Origin of the sequence: Oscillibacter sp. PEA192 (genome assembly GCF_003574015.1) — a bacterium.
GTDB lineage: Bacteria > Bacillota > Clostridia > Oscillospirales > Oscillospiraceae > Oscillibacter > Oscillibacter welbionis.
On sequence record NZ_AP018532.1, the window covers coordinates 1313003 to 1328216 of the forward strand.

A 15214-nucleotide genomic window follows, 5' to 3' on the forward strand; every position below is an offset into this window, starting at 1 on the left:
ACGCTCTCTGCCGGAGAATGGAGATGCGGTCCGTATGCCGCTTTTGGGGTTCCCCGGACCCGGTGCCGGAAAAGGCATGGCAAGCTGCCATGCCTTTTCTGCCGTTCATGCGGCGATTCGCGTTTCGCGGATGGCTGTGCGCCACGCCGCATGGACGGACAACGGCCGGGGATTCTCCTGGCAATCTCTGTCCTGGCGGACTTCCGCCGGAGGAGTTCCGGCAGAATGATGACAGGCGGAACCGGGCTGCCGGAGCGTGCGTTGGCACCGGAGGGAAGCAGGCGGCCCCGTCAGCAGAATCCTCGCCTGGGAATGGCGCGGCATCGCATCCCGGACCGGACAGCCGGGGCGGGACGGCCGCAAGCTGCTTGTGTGCATGATTGAGGCGGTTGAAATCCTGAAAGTTAAGCGGTTATACCGGACATATTGTTGAGAATGGCCCTGTCTTATGGTATGATTTGGTTGATCGCCCACGGACAGGGAGATGCCACGCTTCCTTGGCCTGTCCGGCAGAACGCCTGGGGAATATCCCGGCAGGCCGGGGCAAGAGAAACAAGTATCTATGGTCAATCGGGGAAGGGCCGATCATCCCTGGCCGCCGGGCAGGCTCTGGCCGCTGCAAAACGGCGCTGCCCCGGTCTACCCATCATTTTCAAACACGCGGGAAATCCTGCCCGGGTTGAAAAGAGAGGGTAAAAGCCGCGCCTGTCCGTTTCGGTCCGCAATGAGAAGGGAGTCCTTTGATCCATGTCTGCATTCAGCGAATTTTTCCTCATGAAGCCGGATGACGTCAAGCGCTATGCGGCAGAGGTTCTTCACCGGTTCGACCCGGATGAGGAGACCACCTGTACGGAGATCGGCGACGGCAACATCAACTACGTCTTCCGGGTCCGCTCTCTGCGGGATGGCCGCTCGGTCATCGTCAAGCAGGCGGACAAGCGGCTGCGCTCCTCCGGGCGGCCGCTGGACATCTATCGGAGCAGGATCGAGGCGCAGGCCCTGCAGCTGGAGTCCCGGCTGGCGCCGGATTACATCCCGGAGGTCTACCACTATGACGAGACCATGGCGGCTCTGTCCATGGAGGATATCTCCGCCTATCGGAACCTCCGCAAGGAGCTGCTGGCGGGCAGGATATACGGCCATCTGGCGGAGAACATCTCCACCTTCCTGGCCCAGTCCCTGCTGCCCACCACGGATCTGGTGCTGGACCGCCGGGAGAAAAAGCGCCGGGTGCAGTTCTTCACCAATCCGGAGCTGTGCGACATCACGGAGGATCTGGTCCTGACGGAACCCTACTGGAACTACAAGGGCCGCAACATCGTTACCCCCGGGAACGAGGACTTTGTCAGGACCTTTCTCTATGAAAATGATGCCCTTCACAGGGAGGTGGGCAGGCTCCGAAACGGCTTCATGAACAACGCCCAGGCGCTGCTCCACGGGGATCTCCACACCGGCTCCATCTTTGCCAACGAACAGGGCGTAAAGGTCATTGATCCGGAATTCGCCTTTTACGGTCCCATGGGATATGATATCGGCAACGTCATCGGGAACCTGTTCTTCTCCTGGGCCAACCGCTGTTTTACCGCGCCGCAGGACACGGCGGCTGCCCGGGCGCTGGAGGATACCATCCGCGGCGTGTGCGACCTGACGGCGGAGAAGCTGACCGCCAGGTACGACGAGCTGGTGACCTTCCCCCTGTACCGGGCGGAGGGGTTCTGCCGCGCGTATCTGGACGGCGTCATGGCCGACTCCTACGGCTATGCGGGCACGGAGATCATCCGACGGGTGGTGGGCGACTCCAAGGTCATGGAGGTCACCTCCGTCACAGACCCGGACATCCGGATTCCCATGGAGCGGGCCCTGATTAAAATGGGTATCTTCCTAATCCGGGAGCGGGAGAGCGGCCTGAATGGCTCCGCTGTGACCAGAGCTTTCCGCGGGATACTGGCGTAAAGGAGGCGGCAAGATGGAACGTATGGACCGGGATATGCCGTTCCTGCTGCAATATGAGCATGTGGCGTGGTTTGAGAAGGGAAAAGTCCGCATTCTGGACCGCCGGGTCTATCCCACAGAGGTCCGGTTCGTGGTGTGCACGGACTACCACGAGGTGGTACAGGCCATCGCGGACATGGTGACCCAGAGCGCGGGCCCCTATACCGCCGTGGGCATGGGCATGGCCCTGGCTGCCTGGCAGGTCCGGGACAAGGGCGCACGGGAGCAGGAGGAGTTCCTGCGGCAGGCGGCCTATGACCTGGCACACGCCCGGCCCACCACCGCCAACCGGTACGGCCAGATCACCTGCCGCTGTGCCGATGTGGCGAAGGAGACCCTGGCTGCGGGCCGGGATCCGGTGGAGGCCATCGTGGCATCCACCGTGGAGTCCCTGAACCGCCGGTACAGCACCATGCAGGTGGTGGGGGATTATCTGGCGAATCTGATCCCCAATGGCGGCGCCATCCTGACCCAGTGCTTCGGCGAAACCATCATCGGCACAGTGATCCGGGCCGCCAGGCGGCAGAACAAGACCTTCCGGGCCTACTGCGCGGAGACACGGCCTTATTTACAGGGGGCCCGGCTCACGTCCAGCTGCTTTGCCCAGATGGGCATCGATACCACGGTCCTGACAGACAATATGATCGCCTACGCCATGGAGCGGGAGGGCATCGACCTCTTCACCTCAGCGGCGGACTCCATCGCCTGGGACGGCCATATCGCCAACAAGATCGGCACTTTCCAGATCGCCATCCTGGCCAAGTGTTTCGGGGTGCCCTACTATGTCACCGGCATCCCGGACCGGGAGAAGCGGACGAAGGACGACATCGTCATCGAGATGCGGGACCCCGCCCAAGTCCTCTCTTATCGGGGGATCCCCAACACGCTCCCCGGGGTGAAGGCCATCTACCCCTCCTTCGACGTAGTGCCGCCGCATCTGATCTCCGGCGTGGTGACGGACAAGGGCGTGTATGTGCCGTATCTGCTGGGAAACTATTTTGACTCTGACGTCAAGCCGTTCTATTGACGGCAAAGGGCCGCCGGGCGGAAGAATTGGAAAACGCAGGGGGACGGTATGCCGGTTGCGGCGCTGGGTCGGATGCCGAAGAGCACCCCCGGCAGGCCGATCCGGCTGTGTGGAAGGAATCTGGGTAGGTCCTCTCCGCCGGGAGAAATGTGCTCTGCTGCATATCAGGCAAGGGACGGAAGCCCCGCCCGCCTTTTCCGGCGTGTCCGCAAAACCGGAATCATACGGGCAGCTATATCAGAAATTAAAAATGAAAATGAAAACAGGAGGCAGCAAATTATGCTGATGCAGGAGGAAAGAGAGCTGGTTGTTGAATACGGCAGGAAAATGAGCACCGACCGTCTGAGCACGGGAACCAGCGGCAATATCAGCGTCTGCAACGCGGAAAAGGGACTGATGGCCATCAGCCCCTCCGGCATGGACTATTTCTCCACCACGCCGGAGGACGTGGTCATCACGGACCTGGAGGCCAACATTGTGGACGGCGTCCGCAAGCCCTCCAGCGAGTGGGCGCTGCACACCGCGTTCTATCGCCACAAGCCCCACGCCAGGGCCGTGGTGCACACCCACTCCATGTACTGCACCACCTTTGCCGTGCTGGGCCAGCCCCTTCGGGCTGTCCACTATGCAATCGGCGACACCGGAGCAGCCACCGTCCCCTGCGCGCCGTACCGCCTCTTCGGCACAGCGGAGCTGGCAGAGGCCGCCATAGAGGCCTGCGGCGGCAGCGACGCCGTTCTGCTGGGCAACCACGGCCTGGTGGCCTGCGGCAGGGACCTCAAAAGTGCTTACGGCCTGGCCTGTAATCTGGAGTACGTCGCGGAGCTGCAGTACCGGACCATGTGCATCGGCACGCCCAATATCCTGACGGATGAGCAGATGGCGGAGGTCATGGAGCGATTCAGGTCCTACGGCCAGCCCGGCAGCGGCAAGGCCGGATATTGAGCGGGGCGGAGGTCCCGCGGAGATCTTCACCAGCCTCCGGATGGCATTGAACACACCGGCATCAAATGCGATCTTGCAGGAGAGCCAGCCCCGCGCTCAGCAGGCGCGGGGCTGGCTTTTTGCCTGCGGCGGGGAAAGCCTCCTGAAGCGCCAAGGCAGACGCCCCTGTGAAGCCGTATCCTGGGAAAAATTTTCCCGGTCTCAAAATGCCGCGATACCTTGCAGCTGCCCATTCGTTACCTGTTGGTGCCTATGCCACAAGATTGTGCGTACTTTACGAAAGCCGCCTGCCGCGCTACCATGGGGGCACAGATCAGAAAACGAAAGGGTGTTCTCCATGAACGAAAAAGCAAAAAAATACGTGGACCTGTTCCGCCGGGTGAAGATCGCAGCCGCCGCCACGGTGGATGCGGAGGGCCATCCCCAGGCCCGGATCATCAACGTGATGCTGGCAGAGGACGATGGGATGTATATTGTCACCTCCAGAGGCAAGCCCTTCTACAAGCAGCTGGTGGAGACGGGAGAGATCGCCCTGGCAGCCATGTGTCCAGACTGCCAGTCCCTGAAATTCACCGGGAAGCTGCGGGTCGTGGACAAAAGCTGGGTGGACAAGGTCTTTGCGCAGAATCCCGGTATGAACGAGGTCTACCCCGGTGAGAGCCGCTATATCCTGGACGCCTTCCACATCTACGCGGGCCATGGCGAGTGGTTCGACCTGCTCCACTATCCCATCAGCCGGGAGACATTTGCCTACGGCGGGGACACGGAGGAGTACAACGGCTTTGTGATCCAGGATGCATGCATCGGCTGCGGCGCCTGTGCCTCAGCCTGTCCCCAGAAGTGCATCACTCCCGGAACGCCCTATGTCATCAACTGGGCGCACTGCCTCCAGTGCGGCCGCTGCGCGGAGGCCTGTCCGGCAGACGCAGTGCGCCGCCTGCACCCGTAAGCGGCTCATGGAACTGCTGCAAGGGATTTTGGGCCTGTACGCCCAGCGGGCAGACTGGTTCGCGGGATTGCTGCAGGCCCACATCGGCCTGGCTCTGACCGCCATCGCCATGTCCGGCATGATCGGTCTTTTGACAGGCATCTGGATCGCGGAGCATCCCCGTATCGCGCCGCCGGTGATGGGCGTCTGCAACGTGCTGTACACCATTCCCGCCATCTCCCTGCTGGGCATCCTGATCCCCTTCAGCGGGATCGGCAACAAGACTGCCGTTATTGCCCTGACGGTTTACGGCATCATGCCCATGGTGCACAACACCTACGTGGGACTCACCACACTGGACCCGGATATTCTGGAGGCAGCCAGGGGCATGGGCAGTACGGGGACACAGGCGCTGTTTCGGGTGAAGCTGCCCATGGCCGCCGGAGTCATCCTGGCGGGCGTGCGGAACATGGTGGTCATGACCATCTCCGTGGCTGGCATTGCCTCCTTTGTGGGGGCCGGTGGCCTGGGCGTGGCCGTCTACCGGGGAATCACCATTTACGATCCGGCCATGACGGCGGCGGGCAGCATCCTGATCGCCCTGCTGGCCATTGTCTGCGATCTGGCGCTGGGCGCGCTGGAGCGCTATTTCAAAAAGAGAGGAAGCTGAACTTATGAACATCCTGAATCGACTGCAGGCGGCCGTCCTAGCCATCCTGATGCTGGGCACCCTGACCGGCTGCGGCGGAGGCGCCGCCTCCGGAGGGGAGACCGGCTCTGGCGACCCTGTCCGGATCGCCACCAAGCCCATGACGGAACAGTACATCCTGGGAGAGATGCTGGGCCTTCTCATTGAGCAGGCCGGCTATGACGTGGAGATCACTAAGGGCGTGGGCGGCGGCACCAGCAACATCCAGCCCGCCATGGAGAGCGGAGAGTTCGACCTCTATCCGGAGTATACCTCCAGCGGTTGGGTACTGGTGCTGGACCACCAGGCCGAGGGTGTGGATGATGCAGAGATGTTCACCCGGCTTCAGCAGGAGTACGAGGAGAAGTTCCACATGACCTGGGTGGGGAAGTACGGCTTCAACAACACCTTCACCGTCGCCGTCCGGGGCGATGTGGCGGAGCAGTACGGCCTGGAGACCACCAGCGACCTGGCCGGGGCGGCCGGTGAGCTGACCTTCGGCGGAAACCCGGACTATCTGGAGCGGGAGGACGGCTTTCCAACCCTGTGCAAGACTTACGGCCTGGACTTCCGGAATGTGGTGGACATCGACATCGGCCTGAAATACCAGGCCCTGGCCGGCGGAGATATCGACGTGACCAACGCCTTCACCACCGACGCCCAACTGGCGAATCCGGACACAGACCTGGTGACGCTGGAGGATGACAAGCATCTGCAGGTGAACTACTTTTGCTCCACGGTGGTCCGCCGGGACGCATTGGAAAAATTCCCCGGTCTGGAGGAGGTGCTGATGCAGATGGACGGTATTCTCTCAGACGGGGAGATGGCCGCGCTCAACTACCAGGTGGAGGTGGAGGGCCGGGACGAGCGGGATGCGGCCAGGGACTTCCTGCTCCAGAAGGGCCTGCTGGAGGCGTGATATGACCCAGCCGATCATTCGCTTTGAAGGCGTCTCCAAGGCCTTCGGCACCCAGACCGTTCTGCGGGACTTCTCTTTGGATGTGGAGCCGGGCGCATTTGTGTCGATCATCGGCCGGTCCGGCTGCGGAAAGACCACCGTGCTGAAGCTGGTAAACGGCCTGCTGTCGCCGGACACGGGCCGAGTCCTGATCCAGGGGCAGGATGTGGCCCGAATCGACCCGGTGGCCCTGCGCCGCCGCATCGGCTACGCCATCCAGAACGTGGGCCTGTTTCCCCACATGACCGTGGAGAAGAACATTGCCTATGTGCCCGCCATCTCCGGCATGGAGGAATGGAAGGGGAAGCAGTGCAGAGAAAAAGTCGCTGCCCTGCTGAAGCAGGTGGGGCTGGACCCGGCGCTGGCGGGGCGGTATCCCCGCGCCCTCTCCGGCGGACAGCGCCAGCGGGTGGGCATCGCCAGGGCGCTGGCCGCCGGTCCGGAGCTTCTGCTGATGGACGAGCCTTTCGGCGCGGTGGACGAGATCACCCGGGGCCAGCTGCAGGATGAGCTCCTGCGCATCCACCGGGAGAGCGGCATCACCGTCCTGTTTGTGACCCACGACATCGCGGAAGCCCTGAAACTGGGGACCCGCACACTGGTGATGGACGCCGGGCAGATCCAGCAGTATGACGCGCCCAGCCGCCTCCTGGCGCACCCGGCCACGTCCTTTGTGGAGCGGCTGGTCCGCCGCAGCCGGGTGTTTCAGACCCGGGCGTAACGTCTCCGGCAGACCGGCCGTCCGCTGGAAATGGACAAAAGAGAAAAGAGGTCCGAAGGACGTACGTCCTTCGGACCTCTTCGCTTATGGGGATCAGCTTGCCAGCATGCTGGGCAGCCAGGTGACCAGCGGCGGGAACACCGCGCAGAGCGCGGTCACGATACAGATGATGATAATGAACGGTATAACGCCCCTGTAGACCTCCTGGATTTTGATGCTCGGAGGCAGGATGCCCTTCACATAGAACAGGGCGAAGCCGAAGGGCGGCGTCATGAAGCAGGTCTGCAGCAACGTGGCGCTGACGGCCACCAGCCACAGCCGGTCGAAGCCGAAGGTATCCATGATCGGCAAGAAGATGGGGAACACGATCATGACGATGCCCAGCCAGTCGATGAACATGCCCAGAAGGAACATGATGACCATCATGATGGCGAAGGCGCCCCACTTGCCGATACCCATGCTCAGGACCCAGTCCGCGATGATCTGGTCACCATCCAGAGACATGAACACGCCGGTAAAGGCAGCTGCGCCGAAGAGGATGATGAACACCATGGCGGTGGTTTTAGCGGTGTCGATCAGAGACTCATAGAGCATCTTCCAGCTGAACTGCTTGTAGAAGATCGCCAGGATCAGGGAGAACAGGGCGCCGATGCCCGCGGCCTCCGTGGGGGTGGCGATGCCGCCGAAGATGGAGCCCAGCACGCCGAAGATCAGAATCAGCGGCGGGATCAGGTTGATCAGGGAGCCGGTGATGCGCTTCTTCAGGGGCATCTCCGCCAGCTCCTCGGGACTCATGGCCGGGCCCCAGTCGGGATGGATGTGGCAGACCACCATCAGGTAGATGATGTATCCCAGGGACAGGCTCAGACCGGGGACCATGGCGGCGAAGAAGATCTTGCCGACGGAGACCTCTGCGTAAGAGCCCATGGAGACCAGCATGATGGAGGGCGGGATCAGAATGCCCAGGGAGCCGCCGGCGCACACCATGCCGCAGGCCAGGGAGGGTTTGTAGCCGCTGCGCAGCAGCACGGGGAGAGACAGCATGCCCATGGTGACAACGGAGGCGCCCACGATGCCGGTGGTGGCGGCGAACACGGTGGAAACCAGGATCACGGCCAGACCCAGTCCGCCCTTCAGGGGCCCCAGCAGGTAACGGATGGACTCAAACAGGCCGTCCGCCACCTTGGAGTGGGTCAGGAAGTTGGCCATCAGCACGAACATAGGGATGGCCACCATGGAGTAGCTTTGCATCTGGTCGTAGATCTTTGTCATGGCGATGGTGACGCCGGGGGTACCCCAGGCCAGCCAGCCGACGATGACGCCGGCGCCGCCCAGCACGAAGGCCAGCTCCTGGCCCAGGACAAGGCCCACGACCATCAGGCCGAACAGGCCGAGGATCAGCGCCACGCCAAGCGTGCCGGCGGGGATCTCAGCGGCTGCAACCAGCCCCTGCAGTTGTTCCAAAATCGCAGTCATCCCTGCGCCTCCTTTCCGTTCGCGGAAGCCGTGACGAGTCCCTCCACATGCTTGAGGATCTCAGAGACGGCCTGGATGGCGAGCAGCACCAGCCCCACGAACAGGCAGAGCTTCACCGGCCAGGTGGGCGCGGCCCACACGGAGTAGGTCTGCTCACCGGTGGTATACGCGTTCAGGAAGAAGGTCCAGCTGGCGGGAACGAGACCCATCAGGAAGGGGACCAGGAAGATCGCGTATGTGACGATATGCAGGATGTGCTGGACCCGGACAGGGAACATGGCGTAGACCACGTCCACCGCCACGAAGGCCTTTTTCTGAAGGCCGTACGCGCTGATCAGAATGATATAGCAGGCGAACAGCATCACGATCAGGTCCTGAGTCCAGATCTGCGGCCGGTTGAAAATACGGCGCAGGATGACCTCGCACATGATGACGGCAAGGATTGCCAGCGACAGGACGGAGAAGATCCGGCCCAGGAAGTCGTTGAACTTGTCGATGCCATTGTAGATTGCTTTGATGGCTTTCATCAGAAATTCACACCTCTTTCATAAACTCTCTCATCAGTTGTTGAAGAGGCGTTCATTCGCCGCGGTTGAAGCCGAAGCCGTAGTCGCCGGTCCAGTCGCGGTAGTTGTTGGCAGTCTCACGGTAGGCCTGCATGGACTCATAGACCATCTTGAAGTTGGGGTTGATCTCGCACTCCTCCTTATAGGTCTCGATGCAGGTTTCGCGGATAAGCTGCATGTCCTCGTCGGACAGGCTGGTGACCGTGACGCCCTGATCCTCGATCATCTGATTGGTGACGGTCATATCATTGTAGATGTAACGGGAGAGCTGCTCACCGCAGCAGAGGCGGGCGGCGCTCTCAAAGGCCACCTGATAGGCCTCAGGCAGGCTTTCCCAGGCCTGTTTGTTCACCATGACGCCGTTGACACCGGCGGACTGATACCAGGCGGGGGCGCACCAGTAGGGGGCGACCTCCTGCAGCTTCAGGGAGTCGTCGGCCTTGGGGCCGGAGAACTCGCCGCCGTCGATCACGCCGCGCTGCAGGGACTCATACAGCTCGGAGGCGGCCACGGTGGTGATGTTGATACCCAGCTTCTGCGCTGCCTTGCCGGCCATGACGCCGCCCAGGCGGATCTTCATGTGCTGCATATCCTCGATGGAGGTGATGGGGGACACGGAGCGGATGCCGGACTCGGAGGGGTTGGTAACCAGCGGGAAGTACTCCATGTTGTACTGGCCGTACATCTCCTTATAGCAGTCCATTCCGCCGGCCTCATAGATCCAGGTGTAGTAGTCCAGGGCGGTGAAGTCGTCCATGATAGTGGACAGCAGCTCAAAGGCCGTGTCCTTGCCGGACCAGTAGCCGCCCCAGTCGCCGCCGCACTCCACGGTGCCCTGGCTGACAAAGTCGAACAGCTGGCTGGCGGAGCACAGTTCGCCCTCGGAGTAATTGGTAATGATGAACCGGCCGTCGGTCAGCTGGCTCACCAGCTCCGCGAAGCGCTGGTCCACGGTGAAGTGGACGTTACCAGCGCCCCAAACGGAACCCATCTTCCAGGTCACGACAGGCAGGCTGCTGTCGCCGCCGGCAGCGGTGGCGTTCAGATTCGCGGTGTCCATGATGCCGCTGTCGGCAGATGCGCAGCCGGACAGCAGCACGGCGGGCAGCAGCAGCGCCATGGTCAGGAACAGTGCAAAAAATCTCTTTTTCATTTCGCTTTCTCCTTGGTCTTTCCTAATTTCACACAGGTGCAGGGGGAAGTCACTCAGTTCCGGGGATCGCCTTCTTTCCGTTGGCCGCAGGGCCGTATTCAAGAAGCTCCCGCTGTTCCGCCGGGGAGCGCGGGAGAACATCTTCCACAAGCTGGGCCGCCCATATTCTGGCGGCGGACATCAAAAGAGCCCGCTCTTTTCTGAGAGTCGGCTCTGCTTGACCGGAGGCTCCTCGCCGCGCTTGCGCAGCTGCCCGCGCAGGCGGCTCAGAGACACTGGGGACATACATAAAAAGGATGCGATGTGCTTGATGCTGACCACGTCCGCCAGCTCGGGATAGCGGCGGAGAAACCACTGGTACCGCTCCATGGCGGAGCTGATGCCGAGAAGGAGCTTCAGCTCCCGTTCCAGCTTCAGTTTCTCCAGCAGGTAAGAACTATACAGCTGCTGCAGCTCTGCGGACTGCTGGAACTGCTCCGCAAGGAGCTGGGTAGGGATGGACAAGAGCACACAGTCCGTCACCGCCTCAAAGTTGATCGGGAAGGAAGCTGTCAAGATGCTGAGACTCAGCACGGCCTCTCCAGGCCGGTAGAGGAAGCAATCCGTGATATCCCGCCCTTTTTCATCCGTCAGGTAACCCCGAATGACTCCGCTGACCAGAAACGGGATCCAGTCAGAGCAGGCGTCCGGCTTGGCGACAAGCTGCCTCTTTTTGCAGGAAAAAAGCCTTGAGGCATCTGCGAGACTGGCGGCCAGATCTGTATCCTCAAGGTGGAGGATCTCCTCCAAACAATCCTGAATATGCATCGCATCTTCCTTTCTTTCGCCGCAATTATACAAAATTGCAGGGAAGATTGCATTAACACAGGTTAATTTTTCTGTCCTCAAACAGAAAAAAGTTAACATTTTATTCAAAAATTTTTTAAATGCAAGAAACGGATGACACACAGAAGGCTATCCTGGGAATCACCTGGGTGGAGAGCGGAATTTCTGTTGAAAATCTATTGACATCGTGTCAGAATACGGCTATAATGCAGATACTGACACTATGTCAATAAGGAGACCTGCAATATGAGAGCGAATGTCTATTTCACAAGGGAGATCACGCCTGAAAAAGTAGTGGAGCTGTATCGTGCCCTGGGCGTGGAGCTGCCCGGCAAGGTGGCCGTGAAGGTCCACTCCGGGGAGAAGGGCAACCAGAATTTCCTGCGTCCGGAATTCTGGTGTCCCATGGTAGAGGAGGTCCACGGCACCATCGTGGAGTGCAATACCGCCTATGGTGATGCGGCCGGCGGTGTCCGGGATCATACGGAGTCCCACCGGAAGCTGCTGCAGGAGCATGGCTGGACCAAGTACTTCGACGTGGACCTGATGGACGCCGAGGGCCCCGACGTGGTGTGGCCCATCCCCAATGGCAAGGTCCTGAAGGAGAACCACGTGGGCAAACACATCCTGCATTATGACTCCATGCTGGTGCTGGCCCACTTCAAGGGCCACCCCATGGGCGGCTACGGCGGCGCCCTGAAGCAACTGGCCATCGGCTGCGCCTCCCGGGCGGGGAAGGCGCTGATCCACTCCGCCGGGAAAACCGATGACCGCTTCAAGACCTGGGAGCAGCACGCCAGCTCCGTGGTCTTTCCAGAGGCCATGGCGGATGCTGCCTCCAGCGTGATAGAGCACTTTCGGGGCAAGATTGCCTTCATCAATGTGATGAAGAACCTGTCCGTGGACTGCGACTGCTGCGCCGTGGCCGAGGATCCCTGCATGAAGGACATCGGCATCCTGGCCTCTCTGGACCCAGTGGCCATCGACCAGGCCTGTATCGACCTGGTAATGCAATCCGATGATCCGGGCAGGGAACACTTCATGGAGCGGGTGAACAGCCGCAACGGCATCCACACCATCGAGGCCGCAGCGGAATTGGGCTTCGGCTCCCGGGCGTATGATCTGACCGAACTGTAAGCATTGAAAGGAGCAACCTGCAATGAGCAAGATATTGATCGCCTATTTTTCCGCCAGCGGCGTCACGGCCCGCACGGCGAAGGAGATGGCAAAGGCCGCTGGAGCGGATCTGTATGAGATTTGTCCGGCAGAGCCCTATACCGCTGCGGACCTGAACTGGATGGACCAGAAGAGCCGCAGCACGCTGGAGATGAACGATCCAGCCTGCCGCCCCGCCATCGCGGCACCGGCGGCGGATCTGGACCAGTACGACACCGTGTTCGTCGGCTTCCCCATCTGGTGGTATGTGGAGCCCCGTATCGTGGACACGTTCCTGGAGAGATCTGATTTTTCCGGCAAGACGGTGATTCCCTTCGCCACCTCCGGCGGCAGCGGGATCGAGAAGGCGGAGCGGAGCCTGAAGTCCCACTGTCCCCAGGCCAACTGGAAGAAGGGCAAGCTGCTCAACCACATGGATGCGGCCGCCTGGACCAAAAGCGTGCTGAATTCGGGGTGCTGAAGCGCCGGGGCCGCAGGACACCGGCCTTGAGCAGGCGTTCCCAATACCCGGCACATCCGGCTGGGTGAGAGCTGTGGACGGACGCCCCGTGTTCTATTTGACACAGCGATGGGAAACCGGTATCATGTGTTTGAACAGCACTGGGACCATAGGCGCGGAATGCGTGCCGGAAACCCATGGAAACAAGAGAGGGAACTGCCATGCCGAGAGGATCAGAAGAGCTGACGAACGCGCGGAAAGCGGAGATTGTCAATGCCTGTGCCGTACTCTATGAGACCAGGAGCTTCAAGGAGATCACGCTGAAGGAGATCGGGGAGAAGACCTCTTTCACCAGAACGTCGATCTATAACTATTTCCAGACAAAAGAGGAGATCTTTCTGGCTCTGTTCCAGCGGGAGTACGAGGCATGGATCGAGGATCTGGACGCCCTGCGCTGTGGACACCGGAAGTTGTCCGTGGATGCTTTTTCCGACGAGCTGGCCCGCACGCTGGAGCGGCGGGAGCGGCTGCTGAAGCTGATGGCCATGAATCACTATGATATGGAGGCCAACAGTCGGATCGAAAATCTGGTGGCGTTCAAGAAGGCGTATGGCGGCTCCCTGCTGGCCGTGACCCACTGCCTGGAGAAGTTTTTTCCCCGGATGACGGATGAGGACGTGCAGGGATTCCTCTATGCTTTTTTCCCGTTCATGTTCGGTATTTACCCCTATACCGCAGTAACGGAGCAGCAGCGTACGGCTATGGAGCTGGCGGGCGTCGGCTATGTCCGGCTTTCTGTCCGGGAGCTGACGCGGTCGTTTACCGCCAAGCTGCTGCAGGGATTTCAAATGTGAGGGAGGAGGTCCGCCGGACCCGGCGTTCCGTTTCCTGTCTGAATGACAGCCCTGCGCCGGACCGGCGCGGGGCTGCTTTTCTTGGGTGGAAGCGGCGGAAGACTGTGGGGATGCTGCCTTTCCGACAGGAGCTGCCGGGAAGGGAGCTGAAATCCTGGAGGGCCGGTTGGAAGCACCCGGACGCTGCGGCCCGCTGGCCCATGCGCCCGCCTCCAATCAAGCATAGAAGGCCGCCCTTGTAGGTGCCCGGGACCGTTTCTCAAACCGGAAGGGTGCCATGATCCACCCCGGTATGTTACCGAAAAAGACTGCGGCTCCGCATTTTGGGGTTTCCATTTTGGGAAAATTGGGCTATGATGAAACAAAATGGGCCCCGATACCAGCACAGGGCAGAAAGGCGTTCCTATGGATATCAAACAGTTGTATTATTTTACGGCGGTGGCACAGGCGGGCAGCTACTCCAAGGCAGCAGAGAGTCTGGCAGTGTCGCAGCCCACGCTGTCCGTCACGGTCAAAAAACTGGAGGAGGAGCTGGGTGTTCAGCTCTTTTACGCCTTCAACCGGGAGCAGCACCTGACCGACGAGGGTCTGCGCCTGTGGACCAAGGCCAAGCAGATCCTGGACCTGTATCAGGAGACGCTGGACGATATGAAGACCACCAACAAAAACAGCTCCGGCAAATTCACCCTGGGCCTCTCTCCGCTGTTCGGCGCCTGCTTTTTCGGCGACTTGATCCCCAATTTCTCCATGGAGTATCCCAATATTGAGATCAAGATGATTGAGGACGGCGCCTACCGCATCGACCAGCGGATCGAGCGCGGCGAGGTGGATATCGCCGTCACGCTCAATTCCAAACGCCTGTCCTCCTTTGCTTACTGTCATTTTTCCACCCAGAGGAACGTGGCGCTGCTTCACAAGAGCCACCCGCTGGCGAAGGAGCCCTCCGTCACGGTCTCCCAGCTCCGGGATGACTCTTTCGCCATCTTCAATCAGGACTTCATTCTCCACGAACAGATCGTGGACGCCTGCCATGCGGCCGGTTTCCGGCCGAAATTCGCCCTGCTCAGCTCCCAGTGGGATTTCATGGTGGAGCTGGTGTCAAAAAACCATGCGGTTTCCATCCTGCCCAAGCCGGTGCTGGACAAGCATCCGGATCCTAATGTGTGCTGCGTGCCCATGAGCGACAGCATGAAATACTGGGACATCGTGCTGGCCTGGAACAAGGACAAGTATATGCCGAAAGCCTGCGCGCTGTTTCTGGATTACTGCAAGCACCATCTCCCGCCGGATGACCTTTAAGACGGGTATTGAAGCGAGCTATTATTTTCTATAATAATATTTTTTGAATAATATTATAGAATTGGAATTTTACAATAAAAATTCTATATAATTTTTGATAAATTAAATTATTGAAATTTATATATTCTTCCGCTATGATAAACATTGGAAGCACTGCCGGCCGGCGG

The 15214-nt window shown here is 60.3% G+C and carries 15 protein-coding genes; 11 read left to right on the forward strand and 4 right to left on the reverse strand.

Features of this window, described 5'->3' with window-relative positions:
* The first annotated feature begins 747 nt into the window (after positions 1–747).
* The 7 genes from mtnK to DN611_RS06345 all read left to right on the forward strand — a co-directional run bounded on the left by mtnK (position 748) and on the right by DN611_RS06345 (position 7259).
* Complete coding sequence (gene mtnK, locus DN611_RS06315; RefSeq protein ID WP_025544433.1) at positions 748–1953, forward strand: S-methyl-5-thioribose kinase; 1206 nt, start codon at positions 748–750, stop codon at positions 1951–1953.
* A 13-nt stretch (positions 1954–1966) separates the two neighbouring features.
* The gene (locus DN611_RS06320; RefSeq protein ID WP_119310907.1) at positions 1967–3019 is read left to right on the forward strand and encodes an S-methyl-5-thioribose-1-phosphate isomerase; all 1053 of its coding nucleotides are present in this window, start codon (positions 1967–1969) and stop codon (positions 3017–3019) included.
* 279 nt (positions 3020–3298) lie between these two features.
* A complete protein-coding gene (locus DN611_RS06325; protein WP_025544432.1) occupies positions 3299–3964 on the forward strand; it encodes a class II aldolase/adducin family protein in 666 nt (221 codons plus the stop codon).
* Between the two features lie 337 nt (positions 3965–4301).
* Positions 4302–4913 carry a 4Fe-4S binding protein gene (locus DN611_RS06330; RefSeq protein ID WP_021748840.1) on the forward strand — a complete coding sequence of 204 codons (612 nt, stop codon included), beginning with the start codon at positions 4302–4304 and terminating at the stop codon, positions 4911–4913.
* Between the two features lie 7 nt (positions 4914–4920).
* A complete protein-coding gene (locus tag DN611_RS06335; protein WP_119310908.1) occupies positions 4921–5562 on the forward strand; it encodes an ABC transporter permease in 642 nt (213 codons plus the stop codon).
* A gap of 4 nt (positions 5563–5566) precedes the next feature.
* Positions 5567–6499 carry a glycine betaine ABC transporter substrate-binding protein gene (locus DN611_RS06340; protein WP_119310909.1) on the forward strand — a complete coding sequence of 311 codons (933 nt, stop codon included), beginning with the start codon at positions 5567–5569 and terminating at the stop codon, positions 6497–6499.
* A 1-nt stretch (position 6500) separates the two neighbouring features.
* A complete protein-coding gene (locus DN611_RS06345; RefSeq protein ID WP_119310910.1) occupies positions 6501–7259 on the forward strand; it encodes an ATP-binding cassette domain-containing protein in 759 nt (252 codons plus the stop codon).
* A gap of 93 nt (positions 7260–7352) precedes the next feature.
* On the opposite strand, the gene DN611_RS06350 is transcribed toward DN611_RS06345, so the two are convergent.
* From DN611_RS06350 to DN611_RS06365, 4 genes are all read right to left on the reverse strand, one after another.
* Complete coding sequence (locus DN611_RS06350) at positions 7353–8735, reverse strand: TRAP transporter large permease (protein ID WP_197714238.1); 1383 nt, start codon at positions 8733–8735, stop codon at positions 7353–7355.
* Positions 8732–9262 carry a TRAP transporter small permease subunit gene (locus DN611_RS06355; RefSeq protein ID WP_021748835.1) on the reverse strand — a complete coding sequence of 177 codons (531 nt, stop codon included), beginning with the start codon at positions 9260–9262 and terminating at the stop codon, positions 8732–8734. The genes DN611_RS06350 and DN611_RS06355 overlap by 4 nt, the downstream gene beginning before the upstream one ends.
* A 52-nt stretch (positions 9263–9314) precedes the next feature.
* Positions 9315–10454 carry a TRAP transporter substrate-binding protein gene (locus DN611_RS06360; RefSeq protein WP_021748834.1) on the reverse strand — a complete coding sequence of 380 codons (1140 nt, stop codon included), beginning with the start codon at positions 10452–10454 and terminating at the stop codon, positions 9315–9317.
* 180 nt (positions 10455–10634) lie between these two features.
* Complete coding sequence (locus DN611_RS06365) at positions 10635–11261, reverse strand: Crp/Fnr family transcriptional regulator (protein WP_021748832.1); 627 nt, start codon at positions 11259–11261, stop codon at positions 10635–10637.
* A gap of 264 nt (positions 11262–11525) precedes the next feature.
* Here DN611_RS06365 and DN611_RS06370 point away from each other — a divergent pair, with 264 nt between their 5' ends.
* From DN611_RS06370 to DN611_RS06385, 4 genes are all read left to right on the forward strand, one after another.
* Complete coding sequence (locus tag DN611_RS06370; protein ID WP_119310912.1) at positions 11526–12416, forward strand: DUF362 domain-containing protein; 891 nt, start codon at positions 11526–11528, stop codon at positions 12414–12416.
* Positions 12417–12438: 22 nt separating this feature from the next.
* Positions 12439–12915, forward strand: coding sequence for a flavodoxin (locus DN611_RS06375; RefSeq protein ID WP_021748829.1), 477 nt, complete (start codon positions 12439–12441; stop codon positions 12913–12915).
* A 200-nt stretch (positions 12916–13115) separates the two neighbouring features.
* Complete coding sequence (locus tag DN611_RS06380) at positions 13116–13748, forward strand: TetR/AcrR family transcriptional regulator (RefSeq protein WP_119310913.1); 633 nt, start codon at positions 13116–13118, stop codon at positions 13746–13748.
* Positions 13749–14153: 405 nt separating this feature from the next.
* On the forward strand, positions 14154–15047 hold the full coding sequence (locus DN611_RS06385; RefSeq protein WP_025544428.1) for a LysR family transcriptional regulator: 894 nt from the start codon (positions 14154–14156) through the stop codon (positions 15045–15047).
* Positions 15048–15214 lie beyond the last annotated feature (167 nt).